We start from the raw sequence: 22,279 nt of genomic DNA, 5'->3' as shown, positions 1-22,279 counted from the left end.
TACCGCAGCACTCCCTGAGTAAGACCTGAGTAAGGTTCAGTTTCAACAGAAAGAGCATCTGGTATGCAGGTCCATAAGTACGACGTCGTCATTGTCGGCGCCGGCGGCGCCGGTATGCGTGCCGCCATTGAATCCGGACAGCGCGCACGGACGGCGGTACTGACCAAGCTGTACCCGACCCGCTCCCACACGGGTGCGGCACAGGGCGGCATGTGCGCAGCACTGGCCAACGTAGAAGAAGACAACTGGGAATGGCACACCTTTGACACGGTCAAGGGCGGCGACTACCTGGTTGACCAGGACGCAGCTGAGGTTATGGCCAAGGAAGCCATTGACGCAGTGCTGGACCTGGAAAAGATGGGGCTGCCGTTCAACCGCACGCCCGAAGGCCGCATTGACCAGCGCCGTTTCGGCGGACACACCCGTGACCACGGCAAGGCCCCGGTCCGCCGTGCCTGCTACGCAGCAGACCGCACCGGCCACATGATCCTGCAGACGCTGTACCAAAACTGCGTCAAGCACAACGTGGAGTTCTACAACGAGTACTATGTGCTGGACCTCCTGACTGTCACCGACAGCTTCGGGCAGAAGCGCGTGGCCGGCGTCGTCTCCTATGACCTCGCCACCGGCGAACTGCACGTTTTCCAGGCCAAGTCCGTAGTCTTCGCCTCCGGCGGCGCAGGCAAGGTCTTCAAGACGACGTCCAATGCCCACACCCTCACCGGTGACGGCATGGGCATCGCCTTCCGCAAGGGCATCCCCCTGGAAGACATGGAGTTCATCCAGTTCCACCCGACCGGCCTTGCCGGTCTGGGCATCCTGCTCTCCGAGGCTGCCCGCGGCGAAGGCGCCATCCTGCGCAACTCCGAGGGTGAGCGCTTCATGGAACGCTACGCACCGACCATCAAGGACCTGGCACCGCGTGACATCGTGGCCCGCTCGATGGCGAACGAAGTCCGTGAAGGCCGCGGCTGCGGCCCGAACAAGGACTACGTCCTCCTGGATCTGACCCACCTGGAACCGGCGCACATCGATGCCAAGCTCCCGGACATCACCGAATTCGCCCGGACCTACCTGGGTGTGGAGCCGTACACCGAGCCGGTTCCTGTCTTCCCGACGGCGCACTACGTGATGGGCGGAATCCCGACCAACATCAAGGCCGAGGTCCTCCAGGACAACGACACCGTGATTCCGGGCCTCTACGCTGCCGGCGAGGTTGCCTGCGTGTCCGTGCACGGCTCCAACCGCCTGGGCACCAACTCGCTGCTGGACATCAACGTCTTCGGCAAGCGTGCCGGTATCTACGCCGCGGAGTACGCGCTGCAGGCCGATTTCGTTGACCTGCCGGAGGATCCGGAAGCCGAGACCATCGCACTGCTTGACGTGGTCCGCAACTCCGAGGGAACCGAGCGTGTCTCTGAGATCCGCCGTGACCTTCAGAACACCATGGACGCCAACATGCAGGTGTTCCGCACCGCGGAGACCATCAACCAGGTGCTCTCCGACATCGCGGATCTCGAAGAGCGCTACAAGAAGATCAATGTCCAGGACAAGGGCAAGCGCTTCAACCTTGACCTGCTCGAGGCCGTAGAGCTGGGCTTCCTGCTCGAACTGGCCAAGGTCATGACGGTTGCAGCACTGCACCGCGAGGAATCGCGCGGCGGCCACTTCCGTGAAGACTTCCCGGACCGCAATGACGAGAAGTTCATGCTGCACTCCATGGCCTACAAGGTCGATGAAGCGGACAACGCCGAGCACACCGCCGGCATCCGGCTCGATACCAAGCCGGTTATTTTCACGCGCTACGAGCCGATGGTGAGGAAGTACTAATGACAACGGAAACTGCAGAGCCGGCCTCAAAGGTCGATCTGACCGAAGCCACCGGTGGTGAAATCCCCTCCTTCGACATCACGCTGAAGGTCCGCCGCTACAACCCGGAGATCTCTGACGAGGCTCACTGGGACGAGTGGACCCTCACCATGTACGGCACCGACCGCGTGCTCGATGCACTGCACAAGGTCAAATGGGAACACGACGGTTCCGTTTCCTTCCGCCGCTCCTGCGCCCACGGCGTCTGCGGGTCCGATGCCATGCGCATCAACGGCCGCAACCGCCTGGCCTGCAAAACGCTGCTGAAGGACCTGGACACGTCCAAGCCCATCCTGGTGGAGCCCATCAAGGGCCTTCCGGTGGAGAAGGACCTGATCGTGGACATGGAACCGTTCTTCCAGTCCTACCGCGAGATCATGCCCTTCCTCGTCTCCAAGGGCCACGAGCCCACGAAGGAGCGCCTGCAGTCCGCTGAGGACCGTGAGCGCTTCGACGACACCACCAAGTGCATCCTCTGCGCCGCCTGCACCTCGTCCTGCCCGGTCTTCTGGACCGATGGACAGTACTTCGGCCCGGCGGCAATCGTGAATGCCCACCGCTTCATCTTCGACTCGCGCGACGACGCCGGAGATATGCGCCTGGAGATCCTGAACGACAAAGAAGGCGTGTGGCGCTGCCGCACCACCTTCAACTGCTCGGAAGCATGCCCCCGCGGCATCCAGGTCACGAAGGCTATTTCAGAGGTCAAGCAGGCCATCCTAAACCGCTCCATCTAAGCAGCACAGCGGGCGGCAGGTTTCCGCCCGGAAGACAGCGGCCTCGGTCATCACCGGGGCCGCTGTCTTTTTGCCTTTCACCGGCCGCCGGGCGGGTGCTCGTTCCATCCGGGTGCTTTTCCCGCGCTCCGGCAGACGGGCTAGGGTTTATTTATGCCAGCGTTCGAATCCGTCTCCTTTCCCGGCGCCAACGGGACCACACTGGCCGGGACCTTGGACATCCCGGACGGCGACCCGCTCGGCTGGGCGGTGTTCTGCCACGGATTCGCCCTGGGGAAGAACAGCGCGGCTGCTTCCCGCATCTCCAAGGGCCTGTCGGCCCAGGGCATTGGGGTGCTTCGTTACGACGCCGCCGGCCTGGGCAGGTCAACCGGCACCTGGGCGGACGGATCCTTCAGCACCAAGGTCGCGGACCTCCTCAACGCCGTGGACTACCTGCGCTCACGGGACCGGCCCGCCACTCTGCTGGTAGGGCATTCCCTCGGCGGCGCAGCTGCCCTGGCCGCAGCACACGCGGTTCCCGGGCTCGCTGCCCTGGTGACCATAGCGGCTCCGTTCCGCCCCTCGCACGTGGTGCACCTCTTCGAAGACGAGCTGGAGACCATCGCCCGGCAGGGGCACGCTGCGGTTACCCTCGGTGGCCGGACGCTGACCATCCGGCAGGAACTGGTCGATGACCTGCGCAGCCACGACCTGGCCGGGCGCATCGGAAGCCTCGGCGTCCCGCTGCTGGTGATGCACTCACCGCAGGACGGCACCGTGGACGTGGACAATGCCTCGGAGATCTTCCAGGCAGCCCGTTCGCCGCGCAGCTTCGTCTCCCTGGAGGGAGCCAGCCACCTGATGCCGGACCGGGAGCAGACAACCCGTGCGGCTGACATCATCGCCGCGTGGTCGCTCGTCTACCTGCGGCGGGCACGGGAAGCGCGTTTAGGAGCAGCGCAGCCGCGGGAAGCGCGTTTAGGAGCAGCGCAGCCGCGGGAAGACAGCGGGCACGCGGGTAGCGCAGGCGGAGTCGCCTAACCGCCGAGGGCCAATTCCTCGCGAAGGATCCAGAGTCCCTTCTCGTCGTGCTCGAAGACCCCGATCCGTTCCACGGTGAAACTTGCCTCATATCCGCTGAGCGAGGTGAGGGCCTCGTCCATGCCAGCTTCACTGACATCGTGTGCCACCGTGACGTGCGGATGGTAGGGATAGGGAGTCTTATGCTCCAGCGGCCCGCGCTGGAGCTCCCGGTGCAGGCGTGCGCACTCTTCGAACCCTTCCGCCACGTTGACGTACACGACGGGCGTCACCGGCCGGAAGGACGAGGTGCCGCGCAGGGTCACCGTGAAGGGGCGGTGCGCTGCGGTCACCTGCCGGACGTGGCGGAGCGCGGACGGCCAGTCCGATGCCGGGGTGGTGGTAACCAGGGTGATGTGGGCTGGAATAACCGATGCCATCGGGTCGCCGAAGGATGCACGCGCCCGCTTCAGATAGGAGGCGATGGGCTCCGGAACAGGAATGACAATCCCTACCTGGCACTCCGTTTCGGGCATCCGTGTGCGGCCGCCGCGCGCTGCGCCGGTTGGAATCTGCACCGTCGAGTTCGTGTAGCCCATAAGGATTAGCGGGTGCTGGAACCCAGTGGCAGGAAACCCATCTTCTCGTACACATCGGCCAGTGTAGCCGACGCCGTTTCCCGGGCTTTAAGGGCGCCGTGGGCGAGGAGCCGGTCGAGTTCCGCCGGGTCGTCCAGCAGTTCCAGGGCCCGTTCGCGGATCGGGCGGATGTGCTCGGTGACGGCGTCTGCCAGGTCAACCTTGAGGTGTCCGTACATCTTTCCTTCATACTCCTTCACCAGCGTGTCAACGCTGCGTCCGGTGATGAGCGAGTAGATGGAGAGCAGGTTGGAGACTCCCGGCTTGGCCTCGCGGTCGAAGCGGATCTCGGTGCCGTCATCGGTGACAGCGGACTTGATCCGCTTGGCGATGACCTTGTCCGGGTCCAGCAGATTGATCAGGCCCGCAGGCGACGCTGCTGACTTGGACATCTTCGCTGCCGGGTTCTGCAGATCGTAGATCTTTGCCGAGTCCTTCTGGATGAAGACCTCCGGGACCGTGAAGGTCTCGCCGTAGCGGCTGTTGAACCGCTTGGCCAGGTCCCGGCTCAGTTCAACGTGCTGGCGCTGGTCCTCTCCTACGGGCACACCGTGCGGCTGGTAGAGCAGGATGTCCGCAACCTGCAGGATCGGATAGGTGAAGAGGCCCACGGAAGCGGCGTCGGCACCGAAGCGCTGCTGCTTGTCCTTGAACTGCGTCATGCGGGAAGCTTCGCCGAAACCCGTCAGGCAGTTAAGCACCCAGGCCAGCTGAGCGTGCTCCGGGACCTGCGACTGGATGAAAAGGGTGGCGCGCTCGGTGTCCACTCCCCCGGCGATGTACTGCGCGGCGGTAACCCGGGTCCGCTTGCGCAGGTCCTCGGGATCCTGCGGCACCGTGATGGCGTGCAGGTCCGGAATAAAGAAGTAGGCGTCGTACTGCTCCTGCAGCCGGACCCAGTTCACAAGGGCACCAAGGTAGTTGCCCAGGTGCAGGGAGTCCGCGGAAGGCTGCATCCCGGAGAGGATGCGCTGGCGTGGTGCAGGTGTGGAGGTGGTTTCAGTCATCTCTTCTGGACCTCAGAACTGGTAGTCGACCACGACGGGGGCGTGGTCAGAGAAACGGGCATCGTAGGTGGCGGCGCGGTCGACGACGGCGCTCAGTGCGCGGTCGGCGAGCCCGGGAGTGGCCATGTGGTAATCGATGCGCCAGCCGGCGTCGTTGTCGAAGGCCTGGCCCCGCCAGGACCACCAGGTGTACGGACCGGGAACCTCACCGGCAAGCTTCCGGGCGACGTCGACGTAGCCGATCTCCTCACCAAGGAAACGGTCGAAGTAGGCACGTTCCTCGGGCAGGAAGCCGGCCCGTTTGACGTTGCCCTTCCAGTTCTTGATGTCCAGGGTGGTGTGGCCCACGTTCAGGTCGCCGACGATCAGGGCGTAGTCGCTGGTTGCTGCCAGCACGGGCAGCCGCGCCGCCATCACGTCCAGGAAGCGGTACTTGTCCTCCTGCTTGGGGGTTCCGGCTTCACCCGAGTGCACGTACGCGCTGACAACGGTCAGGAGTTTCTCCTCACCGTCCACGGGCACTTTGAAGTCTGCTTCGACCCAGCGGCCGGAGAGGGCGAAGTACTCTTCGCCGATGTGTTCGCGCACGGCAACAGGTTCCTGGCGCGAGGCGATTGCCACACCGGCCCGGCCCTTGGCCTCGGCTTCGGCGTGGAGGATGTGCCATTCGTCTCCGAGCAGCTCACGGACAATCTTGTCCGGCGCGCGCACCTCCTGCAGGCAGAGGATGTCGATGTTCCGCTCCGCCAGCCACTCGGCCATGCCGCGCTTGTACGCGGCGCGGATTCCGTTGACGTTGACCGTCGCGATTCTCAGTGTTCCCAGTGCCGATGCGGGGCTGGGCTCCCCTGCAGATGCCATGCTCACGCCAATAACCATACCCCTCAGTAGCTTGCGGGTTCATCTTGGCCGGTCTGCCGGCAAAGCGGCATGCGGCCTGCGCGTGTGATGCGCGGATCAGTCGACGAGCGTGCCCTCGACCGGGCCGCCGTCGTCCTTCTTCATCATGCCGCGGGCATTGTGCGCGGTGATTTCGATCGTCTCGATCGCCCGTTCCACCTGGCCCTCATCGCTGCCGAGGTTCTCGCGGATCACCCGGGACTGCACCTGGATGATCTTGAAGCTGTGGTCCAGCTTCTGGTCGCGCAGCGTGGTTGCCTCATCCATGACCTGGACAGACGGCGCTCCCCCCGCTGCACGGTTCAGCGAGTCCTGTGCCTCGGCCAGCTTCGCGCCGGCCTTCCGGGCAGCCCCGCGGATGCTGAAGACCACAAAGGCGAACAGGAGCAGCCACCCGAGGGAGATAATCACCACCAGCCAGCCAACGACGTCGTTCTCATTGGCGGCGAAGATCACGGCCACGATGAACACAAACACCATAAGAGTGGTGCCGATGGTGGCCATCTTGCGGCTGATTCCCCTGCCGGGGCTGGATGCTGGCGGCGTTTTGCCGTGAGGGATGGACTGCATAACTTTATTCTCTCAAAAATTCATGCAGATCGATTCCGCTTACCCCCACGGCGAAACCCGGAACGGCGGATTGCTCTTGGCTGCGGTTACGCGGGCCTGCCGGTTGCCGGGCGGGTGACCCTCCTGGGAGGCTGGTGCGATGGAGATTCAGGCAGTGACCGGAGACATCACCCGGCGGTCCGTGGACGCGGTGGTGAATGCCGCGAACTCCTCCCTGCTTGGGGGCGGCGGCGTTGACGGCGCGATCCACCGGGCCGCAGGGCCGGAACTGCTCGAGGCGTGCCGCGCCCTGCGGGCAGGAGATTACCGGGACGGACTCGCAGTCGGCCAGGCAGCGGTCACCGAGGGGTTTGCCCTGCCGGCACGCTGGGTCATCCACACCGTCGGCCCCAACCGGCACGCCGGCCAGACAGATCCCCGTCTGCTCGCAGCAGCGTTCCGGAACAGCCTGGACGCGGCGGTCTCACTGGGGGCGGCATCGGTCGCGTTTCCGGCGATCAGCGCCGGAGTGTACGGGTGGGACGCCGGAACAGTCGCGGAGATTGCCGTGCGGACCGTCCGGAACCATCCGGGCACGGGGATAGACACTGTGGAGTTCGTCCTTTTCAATGACGCCATGACCCGGATCTTCAGCTCGGCGCTGGCCGCCGCGGACTGACTGACCTGCCCGGAGCTCAGCCGAACGGGTTCCAGGCCGCCCCGGGGAAGAGCCCGGCAAGCCCTGCCCGCAGGAGCAGGAAGCCGACAATTCCCACCACCCACAGCACAGCCTCCCCGGAAACCCTGGACAGCCAGGCGCCCAGCCGTTCCAGCGGAGAATCCAGCAGCCGTCCCAGCAGCAGCCGGCCGGCAACCAGGAGCCCGGCCGGCAGCAGCATCACCAGGCAGTAGAGGCCCAGAATCCCGGCAGAGGCCTGCCACTGTGTACCGGAACCGGTGAGCAGGCCGACGGCGGCAAGGTAGGGCAGCATGGTTGGCAGCTCCAGGAGCCCGGCGAGCAGGGCCAGGCCCAGCAGGCCGCCGCGGGTGTCGAGTGCCCTGGCAATCCGGTGCTGCCACCGCCGCTCAGTTGCCTCGGAGCGCTCGGCGGCTGCCACCTTGGCTCCGCGGGCTCCGGCCGGAGCTCCGCTGCCAGCTTTGGTACTGCCTGTGGCGGTACTGCCTGTGGTGGCGTAGCCGGCCGCGCAGCCCGGCCGGTCCCCCTGGGAGCTCGATTGGGCCGGCTCCCGGCCGGGTGCCTGGATCGGTATGTGGACTCCCGAAACCGCAGCCCCCGGACCGGCAGCACCGGCTTCGCCTGCTGAGCTGTTTCGGGCACCGGGCTTTGAAATGCCGGTTGAGTCCTTGAATGACCAGATCAGCATGCCCGCCCCAGCGGCCACCATCACGGCCTGCACCGCCGGCAGCTCCAGTACGGACCCGATGCTGCCGCTGCCCAGCACACCGGTGAGCCCGGTGGCTCCTGAAAGCAGGACAAGTCCCACCAGGAAGTAGAACACCCCGACTGCCCCCAGGTACACCGCAACCTTCCCGGCTGTCCTGCGCGCACCGCGTCGCAGGAGCAGCCACACGGGGATCACGAGCGTGCCGATGCTGGTGCTGTCGATGAGGGCGAGAATGGCCAGTTGGGCCAGGATTTCCAAGGTCATATCCCCACTCTTCCGGGAGCGGATTCAGCGGGCATCCGGCATCAGGAGGAGCGGACCTCATCCTTTCGTCTCAGGCCGGTGCGGCCTGCTTGGCTGCCGGGGTCCGGGCCATCAGGATGGAGGGTATGGATTCTTCTTCCGGCCGGATCCGCCGCGAGGACGTGGTGCTGGCACTGGGTTATGCCGCGCTGGCCTGGCTGCTGCATTCGGTCGATATCACCGCAACCCGTGAACCGCTGCTGCCCTGGCTGGCTCCGTGGTGGCCGCTGCTCACCGTGGCCGGATCCGCTGCCGTCGTCCTGCGCCGACGCCGGACGGTCCTGATGGTGGTTGTCTGTGCCGGCGCAGCCCTGGCCCTGGCGCTGGCCGGGAGCGCCGGCGGGTACTTTTTCGCTTTTGAAGCCGTTTTCTCGCTGGTTCTCTTCGGCTCAGCGCGTGCCGCGAGGACCACGGAGATCTCCACGCTGGCGGTCTGCGCCGCGTCCGGGGCCGCTGCCTGGTTCCTGACCGGGAGCCTTGCCGCGGGCGTGGTTTTCCTCCTGACCTCCGGGATGGTGCTGCTGCTGCCTGCCGAATGGGCAGGCAACCTCCGGAAGGCGGGCCAGCTGGCGGAAAGTGAGTCTGCCCGGGCGGCGGCAATCCGGCAGGCCGCCCGCGACCAGGCCAGCCTCGCCTCCCGTGAGCACGAGCTGGCGCTGGCGGCTGAACGCCAGGACATGGCCCGTGAGCTTCACGATGTCCTGTCCTCGCGACTGTCCGCCATCGCGCTTCAGTCCGGCGCTGCGCTGAGCAGCCCTGACGGCCGGCTGTCACGTGAAGTGCTCTCCCATGTGCGGCGGGAGAGCGTGGCGGGGTTGGAGGAACTCAACGGGATGATCCGGATGCTCAGTACCGGCGAGCCCCGTCCCCTCGCCGGGAACGCCGGGGATCTGGATGCCGTGGTGGATGGGCACCGGGCTGCCGGGCTGACGATCAGGTGGACCAATGGGCTGCCCGGCGGCGGTGCCGGGCTCCCCGGGCCGGTGCAGGCTGCCCTCTACCGGATAGTCACCGAAGCGCTGGTCAACGCGGGACGCCATGCACCGGGAGCGGCAGTCCGGATGTCCCTTGACCAGGTTCCCGCCGGGGTCCGGCTGCAGGTTGAAAACGACGGCGGCACAAGCCCTGATTCGAGCGCCACCGGTGCTGCTGCCTCCGCGGCGGACCGTGCAATGGGTACCGGGACCGGCATCCCCAGCATGCTGGCCAGGGCCGAACAGCTGGGCGGATACGCCTGCGCAGGCCCGCGGGGCAGCAGCTGGGCAGTGGAGGCAGTTCTGCCGGAGACTCCCCTCGCGCCCGCTGCGGCCGCCCCTGACCGCCCGGCAGACGGCCCGCATCTCAGATTCCCGGCCGGCACCGGTTCCATGGCCCAGGGGGGAACCAAGCATGAGTGAAACGCTCAGGGTCCTGCTGGCCGACGACCATGCGGCGATCCGGCTGGGCATGCGGATGGTCATCGAGGTGGAACCTGGATTCGAAGTAGTCGGCGAGGCCGGCGACGGCGCCACTGCTGTCTCCATGGCCCGGGCGCTGCAGCCCGACGTCGTGCTTATGGACCTGCGGATGCCGGTGATGGACGGTGTGGAAGCAACCGGAGCCATCATTGCCGACGGCCTGGCGAAGGTGGTTGCCCTGACCACCTTCGACCACGATTCCTACCTCTTCGGGGTCCTGACCGCCGGAGCAGCCGGGTTCCTGCTGAAAACCGCCGAACCGGCAGAAATCACGACGGCGCTGCGCCGGGTGCACGAAGGCGGAACCGTTATTGCCCCCGAGGTTGCCGGCCGGCTGGTCGCCGCGGCGGTCAGCCGCCAAACCTCCGGCGCGGTCCCGCTGCCTCCGGTGGTGGAACTCACCGGACGTGAAAGCGAAGTTCTGGACTGCCTGGGCGAAGGACTGAGCAACGTCAGGATTGCCCGCCGGCTGGGTATCTCCGAAACCACGGTGAAGACGCATGTGTCCCATGTGCTGGCCAAACTGGGCGTCGAGTCCAGGCTGCAGGCCGCGCTGGCAGCCCGGGCCCGCTCCTCCTGAGCAGCCGGCGCTGCGGCTGGACGCCGCTGCCTCCGGAACATTGCTGGAACGCTCCTGCCTCCGGAAACGCTGCTACTTCTGGAAAAGTGCTTCCAGCCGCCGCGTCGTGATCACCAGGCCGAAGGCGATCATCACCACGAAGTAGAGCAGATGCCCCGCGGTATCCAGCCCGAAGGCCCCGGCGTTGATCTGCCGCAGCATCTCCACGCCGTGCCACAGCGGCAGCGCCTGGATAACAAGCTGAATACCCTGCGGGTAGACACTCAGCGGGTAGAACGTGGCAGAGAACAGGAACATGGGCAGCATCACGAAGCTGACCCAGTCCAGCTGCTGGAAGGTTTTCATGTAGCTGGTGATGGCCATACCGATGGAGGCGAAGCCAAAGGCAATCACTACGGCTGCCGGAATCATCAGCAGCGCGGCCGGCGACGTGACCAGCCCCATGGCGGCCATCACGGCAGTGAATCCGGTTGCGTACATTCCGCCGCGCAGCAGGGCAAGCAGAATCTCGCCGAGGGCCACGTCCAGCGGCCCGAGGGAGGTCGCGAGCATTCCCTCGTACAGCCGGGCGAAGTTGAGCTTGAAGAAAACGTTCATAGTGGAGTCGTAGATGGCACCGTTCATGGCGGACACCGCCAGCAGCGCCGGAGCAATGTAGGCCGCGTAGCTGATCTGCTCTCCGCCGGGCCCGGAGACCGTGCCGATGAGCGAACCGAGGCCGATGCCCATGGCCAGCAGGTACAGCACCGGTTCAACGAACCCGCTGATCATGATGGACCAGTTGGTTCCCCAGGTGGCTTTGAGTCCGCGGGCGAAGACGGCACGGATGTTCCGGCCGTACAGCGAACCGAGGAAACGCTGCCGCGGCTCGGGCCAGGCTGCTCCCGGCGTGGTGTGGCCTGCGGCCAGGGTCTCCCCCGTGCTGCCGGTGCGGTGTGCTGCGCTCATTTTCCCAGCCTCCGGGTGAAGTTCCGCCGGGTCAGCAGCCAGCCGCCCACCGCCAGCAGGAGCAGGTAGGCGACGTGAACCACGGTCAGGAACACAGGTTCCGCCAGCCCGTAGCTGACCATCCGGCCCAGTTCGGACGCATGCCACAGCGGCGATATCCAGCCGATCCACCGGATGACCAGCGGCAGCGTGTCCAGGGGGAAGAATGTGCCGGAGAACAGGAACAGCGGCATCACAATGAACCGCTGGACCATCGCGAACTGGCCCCTGTCCTCGGTAATTGAGGCACTGTAAGCCATCAGTGGCAGCCCGAAGGCGAGCCCGCCCAGGATCGCCGTCAGCACCATCAGCCAGGCAACCGCGGGGTTTCCGACCGCGCCGAAAAGCAGCAGGAAGCCGAAGTAGGCCCCGCAGGTAATGAGCAGCCGGGTTCCCAGTCCGAGGACGTGCCCGTCCACCAGCTGCGCGCTGCTCAACGGCGAAGCGTTGGGGCCGTAGTAGGTCCGCCGCCATTTGAACCCGGACATCACGGTGTAGGTGTTTTCTTCGCTGGAGACCATGATCGCAGCAGTCGCCAGCAGGGCCGGCCCGACGAACAGCAGGTAGGAGACCGAGCTGCCGTCACCGGCGTCGAACGCTGCGTTGGTCCCGGTATCCACCAGCGAGGCCAGGCCGACGCCCATGCCAAAGAGATAGACCAGCGGAGTCCCGATCGCCGTCACCAGCACGGTCCAGCCATAACCGCGCATCCGGCGCAGCCAGTGCTCGGCGTAATAGAAGGCGCCGAACCTCCGGGCACGGCGCGCCGTTTCCTCCGGCGTCAGTGGTGAGCGCAGTCCCAGGACCGCGTGCGTCTGCTGCTCAGTCAACGAGGCTTCTTCCGGTCAGCCGCAGGAACACGTCCTCGAGGGAGGAGCGCCGGACCAGTGAAGTGATGGGGCGCAGGCCGCGGGAAGCGACCGCTTCAAGTGCATGCTCGCCGTTCTCCGCGTAGATCAGGACACGGTCCGGCAGCGTCTCGATCCGCTCTCCGATCCCGCCCAGTTCCGCTGCGACGGTGGTGTTGCGTTCCGAACCAAACCGCAGTTCCACCACTTCCCGCGAGGAGTATTCGCGGATCAGCGCCGCCGGTGATCCCTCAGCCATGATCGCGCCCTTGTCCACGACGATCAGGCGGTCGCACAGCTGCTCGGCCTCGTCCATGTAATGGGTGGTCAGGATCAGGGTGACACCGGCTTCCTTGAGCCGGAACAGCCGGTCCCACAGGATATGCCGGGCCTGCGGATCCAGCCCGGTGGTTGGCTCATCCAGCAGCAGGATCTTCGGATCATTGATCAGGGACCGGGCGATGGTGAGGCGGCGCTTCATTCCCCCGGAGAGGTCATCAACGCGGGCTTTGGCCTTATCGGTCAGCTGGGCGAATTCCAGCAGTTCGTCCGCCTTGGGCTGCAGGTAGCTTTTGGGCAGGCCAAAGTAGCGTCCGTAGGCAAGCAGGTTGTCCCGCACCCTCAGTTCTTCGTCCAGATTGTCCTGCTGGGGCACGACGCCGAGGTGCGCCCGCACTTCCGGACCGTTGCGGTCCGGGTCCAGACCCATAATGCGCAGCTCGCCCGAGGTGCGTTTGGAGACGCCGCCGATCATCTTCATGGTGGTGGATTTACCGGCGCCGTTGGGGCCGAGCAGCCCGAAGGACTCCCCCGCCGGCACATCAAAGCTGATGCCGTTCACCGCAGTGAAATCTCCGTAGGATTTCCTCAGGTTCGCGGCGGTGATGACGGGTCCTTGGAAGGCCCGTTGGGCAGGCGGAGAGAAGGCTGTGATCTGCGGCACCCGGCAATCATAGTGCAGTCAGCTCAAGGACTGGTGCAGGCAGCTCAAGGACTGGTGCAGGCAGCCCTGACAATGGCTGCAGGCCCGCCCGCCGGAGAGCGGACGGGCCTGCAGCCTGGATGGTGCGGCTCGGGCTGGACCGGCTCAGCCGGCCAGGATGCCGGCCTGGCGTTCAGCGGCTTCGACCACGTTGGACAGGAGCATGGCCCGGGTCATCGGGCCGACTCCGCCGGGGTTCGGCGAAATCCAGGAGGCGACGGCAGCCGCGTCCTTTTCCACGTCACCCATCAGGGTGGTCTTCCCGGTCTCGGGGTCGGTGACACGGGTGACGCCGACGTCCAGGACAATCGCGCCGGGCTTCAGCTCAGCGGCCTTGATCATGCCGGGGAAACCCGCGGCAGCAACAACCACGTCGGCGTCGTGCAGGAGTTCGGGAAGGTTCACGGTGCCCGTGTGTGCCAGGGTGACCGTGGCGTTAATCTGGCGGCGGGTGAGGAGCAGTCCCAGCGGGCGGCCAACGGTGACGCCGCGGCCCACAACCAGCACGTTCTTGCCGGTGAGGGCAATGCCGTTGCGGACCAGCAGCTGCACAATCCCGTGCGGGGTGCAGGGCAGGGGCGAGGTCATCGCGTCGGAGACGTTGAGGACGAGGCGCCCGAGGTTCACCGGATGCAGGCCGTCGGCATCCTTTTCGGGCGCGATGCGCTCGAGGATCCGGTTGGTGTCGAGGTGCTTGGGCAGGGGCAGCTGCACAATGTAGCCGGTGGTGGCCGGGTCCTCGTTCAGCTCGTCAATGACCTTTTCCAGGTCCTCCTGGCTGATGTCCTCCGGCAGGTCCCGGCGGATCGAGTTGATCCCCACCTGTGCGCAGTCCTTGTGCTTGCCGCCCACGTAAGAGTGACTGGCCGGGTCACCGCCCACCAGGACGGTTCCGAGGCCGGGCGTCATTCCGTGTTCGTCGCTCAGGACCCGGATACGTGCGGCCAGTTCGTCCTTGATCTCCCGGGCCGCTTTGAGCCCGTCGAGGATCTGTGCGCCTTCCGGCATCTTGGTTTCCACCTCAACGCTGCCTTTCATGTTCGTGCCCTGTTCCACGTTCACCACTCTTCCTGGCCGGAGTAGAGCGGGAAGTTCTCGGCAAGGACCGAGACACGGCGGCGCAGGTCCTCAGCGTCGGGAGACGGCTTCAGGGCTGCGGCGATGATCTCGGCGACCTCGGTGAACTCCTGCGCGCCGAAACCGCGGGTGGCCAGTGCAGGGGTGCCGATGCGCAGGCCGGAGGTGACCATCGGCGGGCGGGGATCGAACGGGATGGAGTTACGGTTCACGGTGATGCCGACCGAGTGCAGCAGGTCTTCTGCCTGCTTGCCGTCCAGCTTGGAATTACGCAGGTCCACCAGGATCAGGTGCACGTCGGTGCCGCCGGTGAGCACGGAGACGCCGTGTTCAGCCACGTCCGGTGCGGTCAGCCGGTCGGCGATGATCCGGGCGCCTTCCAGCACACGTTCCTGCCGTTCGCGGAACTCCTCGGAACCGGCCACCTTGAAGGCGACGGCCTTGGCCGCGATGACGTGCATCAGGGGTCCGCCCTGCTGGCCGGGGAAAACGCTGGAGTTGATCTTCTTGCCGAGTTCTTCCTTGGCCAGGATGACACCGGACCGGGGGCCGGCCAGGGTCTTGTGCACGGTGGAGGTGACGACGTCGGAGTAGGGAACCGGGCTCGGGTGCAGACCGGCTGCCACAAGGCCGGCGAAGTGGGCCATGTCGGTCCACAGGTAGGCACCGACTTCATCGGCGATGGAGCGGAAGGCAGCGAAGTCCAGCTGGCGCGGGTACGCCGACCAGCCGGCAATGATGACCTGCGGACGTTCAGCCAGGGCCTGTTCGCGGACCTTGTCCATGTCGACGCGGTAGGTCTTCTCGTCCACGCCGTAGGCAGCGACTTCGTACAGCTTGCCGGAGAAGTTCAGCTTCATCCCGTGGGTCAGGTGCCCGCCGTGGGCGAGGTTCAGGCCCATGATCTTGTCCCCGGGCTTGATCATTGCGGCCAGGGCAGCGGCGTTGGCCTGGGCGCCGGAGTGCGGCTGGACGTTGGCGAATTCAGCACCAAACAGGGCCTTGACCCGTTCGATAGCCAGGTTCTCGGCGACGTCGACCTGCTCGCAGCCGCCGTAATAGCGGCGGCCGGGGTAGCCCTCGGCGTACTTGTTGGTCAGGACGGAGCCCTGGGCCTCGAGGACGGCACGCGGTGCAAAGTTTTCGGAGGCGATCATTTCCAGCGTGTTCCGCTGGCGGGCGAGTTCGCCTTCAAGGACGGCTGCAATCTCGGGATCGACTTCCGAGAGGGGTGCGTTGGTGACGGGCTGGGTGGATAGTTTCACGTGGATCTCCTGGGAAAGATGGCTATAGGTCAGGCTACCTGCCGGGCACCCCCGATTTCCGGGCATGACAGACAGATGACTACGTGACCCCGGCCCAGGCGTGCGATCCGTGGTTTGGCCCTGCTTGTGCCGCTTCCTGGTGGTTACCCACCCGACGCCAGTCGCGGCATAACCATGTTACCGCGCAGATGGGCCCGGTTCCGGCCCGCGCGCCGGAGCCGGGGAGGAAAGGTCTTCCCAGCGGAAATCCGTGACGGTGCCTGATTCCCAGTCCGTGCGCAGGCGCCCGTAGGTTACGGAAGCAATCCGCCGCCCGTCATCCAGCGGCCAGTCCTCGCGGAGGTGGGATTCCTTGACGAATCCGGAGCGCAGCAGCGTCTTGCGCATGGCAATGTTGTCTTCCCGGGTCTTCCCCGCAAGGCGGCGCAGGTGGGGGTAATCCGTGAAAACCTTGCCGGTGAGCGCCTGCAGCACAGGCACTCCCTTGCCCTCGCCGCGGTGCTCCTCGACAAGCCGCAGGTCGAAAACAGCGCATTCGGTGCCGAGGTCTTCCAGGATTACCAGGCCCAGCCGCTGGTTTTCACCGAAAACCCAGTAGGTGCGCACGCCGTCGGACTCGAACCGGCCTTCAAGCAGGAGCCTGCGGACCAGCTCTTCGGATGGCTCGGTGATGAGGTGGAACGGGAAGCGGTTGGTGGTCAGGAACCGCACCAGCTCTTCATCGTCCTTGTCCGACAACGGGGCGAAAGTAACGTCCATTCACCCAGCGTAGGCCAGCCCCTCCCGGGCGGTAACCTTGTCAGGGTGACCGTAAATGCTTCCGCCGGACTGCCGGCAACCGATTCAGCCGCCGATTCCCGACCTGCTTCCTACACGCTGACGCTGTCCTGCCCGGACCGCCCGGGAATCGTCCATGCCGTTTCCGGGGCCCTGGCCGCCGCGGCCGGGAACATCACCGAATCACAGCAATACGGCAGCCCGGACACCGGTTCCTTCTTTATGCGGGTCGATTTCACCGCGCCCGGCTCCTACGAAGCGACGCGCGCTCCCCTGGAACCCGTAGCGGAAGCCTTCGGCATGGAATGGGAGCTGCACCCCTCGGGCGCTCCGGTCCGGACCCTGATCATGGCTTCCAAGGATGGACACTGCCTCAATGACCTGCTGTTCCAGCAGCGTGCCGGCAACCTGCCCATCGAGATTCCGGCGATCGTCTCGAACCACAAGGATTTGGCCGGCCTGGCGGAGTTTTACGGTGTGCCCTTCCACCACATCCCGGTCACCGCGGATACCAAACCGGCTGCCGAAGCCCAGCTGAGGGCACTGATGGAAGAACTGGACATCGAACTGGTTGTCCTGGCCCGTTACATGCAGATCCTGAGCAATGAACTCTGCAGCGACCTTTCCGGGCGGGCCATCAATATCCACCATTCGTTCCTGCCCTCCTTCAAGGGCGCGCGGCCGTACCACCAGGCGCACACCCGCGGGGTGAAGCTGATTGGCGCCACGGCGCATTACGTCACCGCCGATCTGGACGAGGGTCCAATCATCGAGCAGGAAGTCATCCGCGTGGACCACTCCCGCACGGCCGCCCGCCTGGCGGCGCTGGGCGCGGGCGTTGAGGGCCGGACCCTGGTCAAGGCCGTGCAGTGGCACGCGGAGCACCGCGTCCTGCTCGATGGCAGGCGCACCATCGTCTTCAACTAGGGCTCAGCCTGCCCGCTTCCCGGCCGTTACAGTTGTCGCATGGCTCACATCGTTACCTTCCGCGGAAAAACACCCACCATCGCTCCCACCGTGTTCCTGGCTCCGACGGCGTCGCTGATTGGCGACGTCGAACTCGGCGAAGGCGCCAGCGCCTTCTACGGCGCCTGTGTCCGCGGCGATTCCAACTCGATCCGGGTCGGAGCGGGAACGAACCTGCAGGACAACGTTGTGCTGCACGCGGATCCGGGTTTTCCCACCACTGTGGGCGACCGGGTCAGCGTGGGACACAACGCCGTCGTCCACGGCTGCACGGTGGAGGATGACTGCCTGATTGGCATGAGTGCAACGATCATGAACGGGGCCGTGATCGGCGCCGGTTCGCTGGTGGCTGCCGGAGCCGTGGTCCTTGAGGGAACCCTGGTTCCCCCACGTTCCCTCGTCGCCGGAGTACCCGCCAAGGTCCGGCGCCCGCTCACCGACGAGGAGTTCGCCTCGGTCCAGAGCAACGCCGCACACTATCTGGAAACGGCCGCCGCGCACCGGGAAGCCGTGGCGGCAGGCTGAGCCGTACCGGCTGCAGGTTGATGAACCTGTTTCAGCTTGCGTTCAATTCTTGACGACAAAGGTCCCGTGTAGCACTGTGAACAACATGTCCGCTGACTCACCCCCAACGATGAGGGCCCTCGCCGCTGGCCGGCGCCGCAATCCCGGTTCCCAGACAGCCCTCCGTGCCCGCAACCAGCAGCGGATCGTTGAGGCGCTGCTGGCCGGCGGCCCGCAGACGCAGGCAGAGCTGTCCCGCAGCACCGGCCTCTCCAGCGCAACCGTCTCCAACATCGTGCGCCAGATGAGTGGAAACCGGCTGGTCAGAACCGAACCAACCACCAGCTCGGGCCGCCGGGCCCTGTCCGTGCGCCTCATTGACACCGGGGCCGTCGCGGCGGGGATCGACATCGGCCGCCGGCACATCCGGGTTGTCCTGGCGACCCTTGGTTACCAGATCCTCCACGAGGCTGCCATCGCCCTGCCCCTGGGCCACTCCGCGGGCGAGGGCATGGATGCGGCGTCGGCGCTCCTGGACCGGGTCCTGACGGAGGCGGACGTGGAACGGCACCGGGTTCTGGGCGCAGGCATCGGCATTCCCGGTCCGATTGACCGGCGGACCGGAACCGTGGTCCGGGGCGCGATCCTGCCGGAATGGGTGGGCATCAACATGCGCGAGGACCTGGGCGCCAGGCTGCAGCTTCCGGTGTTCATCGACAATGACGCCAACCTCGGCGCCCTGGCCCAGGTGACCTGGGGGCCGCACGGAGGCTGCGAAAACCTGATCTTCGTCAAGGTGGCCACCGGTGTTGGTGCCGGCCTGATCATCAACGGTTCCCTGTTTTACGGGAACGTGGGCGTCACCGGCGAAATCGGCCACGCCACGATCTCGGATCAGGGGCTTATCTGCCGCTGCGGCAACCGGGGCTGTCTGGAAACGGTTGCCTCCACCTCCACCATGATGGACCTGCTCAGCCGAGCTTCGTCCGGTCCGGTCACCACGGCAGACATCGTCCGCCGTGGTGCGGCCGGAGATCCGGCCACCCTGCGGGTGGTCGATGACGCCGGCATGGCTGTCGGCCGGGCCGTGGCAGGGATCGCCAACGCACTGAATCCCGAAGTGATCGTGGTGGGCGGTTCGCTGACCGGCCTGGGTGATGTGCTGCTGAACCCCGTCCGGCGCGGCCTGCTCCGGCATGCCGTGCCGCTGATCGGCGAGACCACCACGCTCAGCATGTCCTCGCTTGGAGACCGGGCGGAGGCACTGGGTGCAGCTTCGCTGGTACTGGCCCAGGCCCGTGCCGTACTCTGACACTGAATTACATTTGAAAGCATGTTTTTTGGGTAATTTCGGGTCTCTTGCGTTCAAGACTTGACGACAAGTGGGCCGAGAGAGTTTACTTCCTTAGCGGCCCTTCGCAGGGTCCGCGTTTAGACAATGAAGTCACAATGGGAGGCATTAATGCGAGCAGCGATTGCAGCTCGGGCAACTGGGGCGCGGGGCGCCCGAAGCCCCTATGGCAGGGAATACACCAATGCCGGCTAGGCACACCATCCTGGAAATGCAGTCCATCACCAAGGAATTTCCCGGAGTCAAAGCCCTCTCAGAGGTTTCCATCACCGTCCAGGCCGGCGAAATCCACGCTATCTGCGGCGAAAACGGTGCGGGCAAATCAACCCTGATGAAGGTCCTTTCCGGGGTATATCCCTACGGAACCTACAGCGGCGCCATCTTCTTCCAGGGCCGGGAAGTCCAGTTCAAGGACATCCGGAGTTCCGAGGCAGCCGGAATCGTGATCATCCATCAGGAACTCGCACTCATCCCTGAACTTTCCATTGCGGAGAACATCTTCCTCGGAAACGAGCCCAAACGCTTTGGCATTATCGACTGGGACCGGGCAAATCTCGAGGCCACCGAGCTCATGGCACGGGTTGGCCTCAACGAGGATCCAACCACCCCGATCAAGGACATCGGCGTCGGCAAGCAGCAGCTCGTGGAGATCGCCAAGGCGCTGAGCAAGCGGGTCAAGCTGCTCATCCTGGATGAACCTACCGCGGCCTTGAACGAGTCGGACTCGCAGCACCTGCTCGACCTGATGGCCGGGCTGCGTTCCAAAGGGATTTCCTGCATCATGATTTCCCACAAGCTGAACGAAATTGAGCAGATCGCCGACTCCATCACCATCATCCGCGACGGCCGGTCGATCGAGACGATCGACGTCGCCAGGGACGGTGCCAACGAGGACCGGATCATCAAGGGCATGGTCGGACGTTCACTGGAATCCCGGTTCCCGGACCACACCCCCAAGATCGGTGAAGTCTTCTTCGAGGTCCGGGGCTGGACGGTGGGCCACCCGAGTGTCGCTGACCGCCTGGTCTGCAAGGGTTCCAATTTCCAGGTGCGCCGCGGGGAGATAGTCGGCTTCGCCGGCCTGATGGGTGCCGGACGAACCGAACTGGCGCGTTCGGTCTTCGGCCGTTCCTACGGCAACTTCATCAGCGGGGAAATCATCAAGGATGGCGAGGCACTGACGCTCAGGTCGGTGAACCAGGCCATCCGCCACGGCCTGGCCTACGTCACCGAGGACCGCAAGAGCCTGGGCCTGAACCTGCTGGATGACATCAAGGCGACCACCGTGTCCGCTGACCTGCAGAAAATCACCAAAGGCGTGGTGGTGGACAGGGACCTGGAGTACCGGTACGCCGAGGAATACCGCAAGAGCCTGCGGACGAAGGCGCCCAGCGTGGACGAAGGTGTCGCCAAGCTCTCCGGCGGCAACCAGCAGAAAGTGGTCCTGGCGAAGTGGATGTTCACCGATCCTGATCTGCTGATCCTCGACGAACCTACCCGCGGCATCGATGTCGGTGCCAAGTACGAGATCTACGGGATCATCCAGGAGCTGGCCAACCAGGGCAAGGGCGTGATCGTGATTTCCTCGGAGCTGCCCGAGCTGCTGGGCCTCTCCGACCGCATCTACACCATTTTCGAAGGTGCCATCACCGGGGAAGTCTCCAAGGCCAATGCCAGCCAGGAAACGCTGATGCGGCTGATGACCTCCGCCGGGAAAAAGACCACAGACTACGCCACTCAAGGACCCCTCTCATGAAAGCAGTCAAAGCGCTCCTGAGCGGCAACGGCCGCCAGTTCGGCATGATCTTCGCCCTCGTCGTACTCATTGCCCTGTTCCAGTGGCTGACCGGCGGCAAGACCCTGACGCCCACGAACATGATCAACCTGTTCAACGGCAACTCCTACATCCTGATCCTCGCCGTTGGTATGGTCTTCGTGATCATCGCCGGGCACATCGACCTTTCCGTCGGCTCGGTCGCCGCCTTCACCGGCATCATCGTGGCCATGGCCATGCGGGACTGGGGGCTGCCCTGGTACGGCGGCATCCTCCTTGGCCTGCTCATCGGTGCCGCCATCGGCGCCTGGCAGGGAATGTGGGTGGCCTATGTCGGCATTCCAGCCTTCATCGTCACGCTGGCCGGCATGCTCATCTTCCGCGGCGCGAACCAGTGGGTCGGGAAGTCGAACACCGTTCCGGTCTCCTCGGACTTCCAGTTCATTGGCGCAGGCTACCTTCCGGAGGTCGGTCCGAACACGGGCTTCAACAACCTGACCCTCCTGCTCGGCCTGCTCCTGGCCGCCGTCGTCGTAGTCGGTGAAATCCGGCGCCGCGCCAAGACCGCCAAGATCGGATCGGCCAACCCGCCCGTCTGGGTCTCGGTGGTCAAGACCGGCCTTCTGGTCGCCGCCATCCTCTACGCGACGTACCTTTTCTCCACCGGCCGGCCCGGGACGTCCTTCCCCATCTCCGGAATCATCCTGTGTGCCCTGGTCATCTTCTACGTCTTCATCTCCACGAAGACAGTGATCGGACGCCACGTCTATGCGGTGGGCGGCAACCTGCATGCCGCCGAGCTCTCCGGCGTGCAAAGCAAGAAGGTCAACTTCCTGGTCATGATGAACATGTCCATCCTCGCTTCGCTGGCAGGCATGATCTTCGTGGCCCGCTCCACGGCGTCCGGTCCGTTTGACGGAACCGGCTGGGAACTCGACGCCATTGCCGCCGTGTTCATCGGGGGCGCCGCAGTGTCCGGCGGCGTCGGCACCGTGGTTGGTTCCGTCGTCGGAGGCCTGGTTATGGCGGTCCTCAACAACGGGCTGCAGCTGCTGGGCATCGGCGCCGACCTCACCTCCATCATCAAGGGCCTGGTCCTGCTGGTCGCAGTCGCCCTCGATGTGTGGAACAAATCCCAGGGCAAGCCCTCAATCACCGGCCTGATGATGCGCAGCTTCGGCAGGAAACCGGACCAGCTTTCCGTACCGGCTCCGGTGAATCCGAAGCCCGAAATGCCCACCGGCACCAAGTCCACCATCGGAACGGACGCCTAAGTCCCCCTGAACCGCACCACCAAACC

The 22,279-nt window shown here is 65.2% G+C and carries 22 protein-coding genes and 1 riboswitch; of the genes, 11 read left to right on the top strand and 11 right to left on the bottom strand.

The genetic code is table 11. The features are described from left to right. The first annotated feature begins 63 nt into the window (after positions 1–63). The 3 genes from sdhA (at position 64) to AL3_RS07465 (ending at position 3,629) form a co-directional block, all read left to right on the top strand. Positions 64–1,830, top strand: a complete 1,767-nt coding sequence (gene sdhA, locus AL3_RS07475) for a succinate dehydrogenase flavoprotein subunit (RefSeq protein WP_066298787.1) — start codon at positions 64–66, stop codon at positions 1,828–1,830. Further along, positions 1,830–2,606, top strand: a complete 777-nt coding sequence (locus tag AL3_RS07470) for a succinate dehydrogenase iron-sulfur subunit (protein WP_066298786.1) — start codon at positions 1,830–1,832, stop codon at positions 2,604–2,606. The genes sdhA and AL3_RS07470 overlap by 1 nt, the downstream gene beginning before the upstream one ends. A 153-nt stretch (positions 2,607–2,759) precedes the next feature. Next, positions 2,760–3,629, top strand: coding sequence for an alpha/beta hydrolase family protein (locus AL3_RS07465; protein WP_083521548.1), 870 nt, complete (start codon positions 2,760–2,762; stop codon positions 3,627–3,629). On the opposite strand, the gene AL3_RS07460 is transcribed toward AL3_RS07465, so the two are convergent. The 4 genes from AL3_RS07460 to AL3_RS07445 all read right to left on the bottom strand — a co-directional run bounded on the left by AL3_RS07460 (position 3,626) and on the right by AL3_RS07445 (position 6,723). Continuing rightward, complete coding sequence (locus AL3_RS07460; protein ID WP_246168664.1) at positions 3,626–4,186, bottom strand: 2'-5' RNA ligase family protein; 561 nt, start codon at positions 4,184–4,186, stop codon at positions 3,626–3,628. The two genes, AL3_RS07465 and AL3_RS07460, sit on opposite strands and share 4 nt — an antisense overlap. A gap of 26 nt (positions 4,187–4,212) precedes the next feature. Beyond that, positions 4,213–5,253, bottom strand: coding sequence for a tryptophan--tRNA ligase (gene trpS / locus AL3_RS07455; RefSeq protein ID WP_066298783.1), 1,041 nt, complete (start codon positions 5,251–5,253; stop codon positions 4,213–4,215). Positions 5,254–5,265: 12 nt separating this feature from the next. Then, entirely contained in the window at positions 5,266–6,114 is an 849-nt protein-coding gene (locus AL3_RS07450; RefSeq protein ID WP_066299375.1) for an exodeoxyribonuclease III, read from the bottom strand. A 96-nt stretch (positions 6,115–6,210) separates the two neighbouring features. Then, entirely contained in the window at positions 6,211–6,723 is a 513-nt protein-coding gene (locus AL3_RS07445) for a hypothetical protein (RefSeq protein WP_066298781.1), read from the bottom strand. A gap of 139 nt (positions 6,724–6,862) precedes the next feature. Between AL3_RS07445 and AL3_RS07440 the strand changes: the two genes are divergently transcribed. After that, positions 6,863–7,381, top strand: coding sequence for an O-acetyl-ADP-ribose deacetylase (locus tag AL3_RS07440; RefSeq protein ID WP_066298779.1), 519 nt, complete (start codon positions 6,863–6,865; stop codon positions 7,379–7,381). Between the two features lie 16 nt (positions 7,382–7,397). Here the strand turns inward: AL3_RS07440 and AL3_RS07435 are convergent, their stop codons facing one another. Beyond that, complete coding sequence (locus AL3_RS07435) at positions 7,398–8,372, bottom strand: GAP family protein (RefSeq protein WP_066298777.1); 975 nt, start codon at positions 8,370–8,372, stop codon at positions 7,398–7,400. 125 nt (positions 8,373–8,497) lie between these two features. Between AL3_RS07435 and AL3_RS07430 the strand changes: the two genes are divergently transcribed. Together AL3_RS07430 and AL3_RS07425 are read left to right on the top strand one after the other, a co-directional pair. Next, positions 8,498–9,808 (top strand): sensor histidine kinase, encoded by a 1,311-nt coding sequence (locus AL3_RS07430; RefSeq protein WP_066298775.1) that lies wholly within the window; start codon positions 8,498–8,500, stop codon positions 9,806–9,808. Beyond that, entirely contained in the window at positions 9,801–10,448 is a 648-nt protein-coding gene (locus AL3_RS07425) for a response regulator (protein ID WP_066298773.1), read from the top strand. Before AL3_RS07430 ends, AL3_RS07425 begins: the two co-directional genes overlap by 8 nt. 72 nt (positions 10,449–10,520) lie before the next feature. On the opposite strand, the gene AL3_RS07420 is transcribed toward AL3_RS07425, so the two are convergent. The 6 genes from AL3_RS07420 to AL3_RS07395 form a co-directional block, all read right to left on the bottom strand. Then, a complete protein-coding gene (locus AL3_RS07420) occupies positions 10,521–11,396 on the bottom strand; it encodes an ABC transporter permease (protein WP_083521546.1) in 876 nt (291 codons plus the stop codon). Then, positions 11,393–12,265 carry an ABC transporter permease gene (locus tag AL3_RS07415; RefSeq protein WP_066298766.1) on the bottom strand — a complete coding sequence of 291 codons (873 nt, stop codon included), beginning with the start codon at positions 12,263–12,265 and terminating at the stop codon, positions 11,393–11,395. The genes AL3_RS07420 and AL3_RS07415 overlap by 4 nt, the downstream gene beginning before the upstream one ends. Beyond that, on the bottom strand, positions 12,258–13,217 hold the full coding sequence (locus AL3_RS07410; protein ID WP_370665182.1) for an ABC transporter ATP-binding protein: 960 nt from the start codon (positions 13,215–13,217) through the stop codon (positions 12,258–12,260). The genes AL3_RS07415 and AL3_RS07410 overlap by 8 nt, the downstream gene beginning before the upstream one ends. A gap of 153 nt (positions 13,218–13,370) precedes the next feature. Then, positions 13,371–14,273, bottom strand: a complete 903-nt coding sequence (locus AL3_RS07405; RefSeq protein WP_066299370.1) for a bifunctional methylenetetrahydrofolate dehydrogenase/methenyltetrahydrofolate cyclohydrolase — start codon at positions 14,271–14,273, stop codon at positions 13,371–13,373. Between the two features lie 50 nt (positions 14,274–14,323). Continuing rightward, entirely contained in the window at positions 14,324–15,640 is a 1,317-nt protein-coding gene (gene glyA / locus AL3_RS07400) for a serine hydroxymethyltransferase (RefSeq protein WP_370665180.1), read from the bottom strand. Between the two features lie 52 nt (positions 15,641–15,692). Then, positions 15,693–15,782: riboswitch (ZMP/ZTP riboswitch) on the bottom strand. A 2-nt stretch (positions 15,783–15,784) separates the two neighbouring features. Further along, the gene (locus AL3_RS07395; RefSeq protein ID WP_083521544.1) at positions 15,785–16,366 is read right to left on the bottom strand and encodes a GNAT family N-acetyltransferase; all 582 of its coding nucleotides are present in this window, start codon (positions 16,364–16,366) and stop codon (positions 15,785–15,787) included. Positions 16,367–16,435: 69 nt separating this feature from the next. Between AL3_RS07395 and purU the strand changes: the two genes are divergently transcribed. The 5 genes from purU to mmsB all read left to right on the top strand — a co-directional run bounded on the left by purU (position 16,436) and on the right by mmsB (position 22,253). Then, entirely contained in the window at positions 16,436–17,311 is an 876-nt protein-coding gene (gene purU, locus AL3_RS07390) for a formyltetrahydrofolate deformylase (RefSeq protein WP_066299353.1), read from the top strand. Positions 17,312–17,350: 39 nt separating this feature from the next. Then, positions 17,351–17,875: a gamma carbonic anhydrase family protein gene (locus tag AL3_RS07385; RefSeq protein WP_066298760.1), complete on the top strand. Its 525-nt coding sequence runs from the start codon at positions 17,351–17,353 to the stop codon at positions 17,873–17,875. 109 nt (positions 17,876–17,984) lie between these two features. Then, on the top strand, positions 17,985–19,166 hold the full coding sequence (locus tag AL3_RS07380) for an ROK family transcriptional regulator (RefSeq protein WP_255220892.1): 1,182 nt from the start codon (positions 17,985–17,987) through the stop codon (positions 19,164–19,166). Between the two features lie 223 nt (positions 19,167–19,389). Next, complete coding sequence (gene mmsA / locus AL3_RS07375; RefSeq protein ID WP_066298753.1) at positions 19,390–20,961, top strand: multiple monosaccharide ABC transporter ATP-binding protein; 1,572 nt, start codon at positions 19,390–19,392, stop codon at positions 20,959–20,961. After that, complete coding sequence (gene mmsB / locus AL3_RS07370) at positions 20,958–22,253, top strand: multiple monosaccharide ABC transporter permease (protein WP_066298752.1); 1,296 nt, start codon at positions 20,958–20,960, stop codon at positions 22,251–22,253. Before mmsA ends, mmsB begins: the two co-directional genes overlap by 4 nt. Positions 22,254–22,279: the final 26 nt, after the last annotated feature.

This window comes from Arthrobacter luteolus NBRC 107841, from assembly GCF_001552075.1.
GTDB classification, from domain to species: domain Bacteria; phylum Actinomycetota; class Actinomycetes; order Actinomycetales; family Micrococcaceae; genus Arthrobacter_B; species Arthrobacter_B luteolus.
This window is presented reverse-complemented; position numbering and strand designations above follow the sequence as displayed.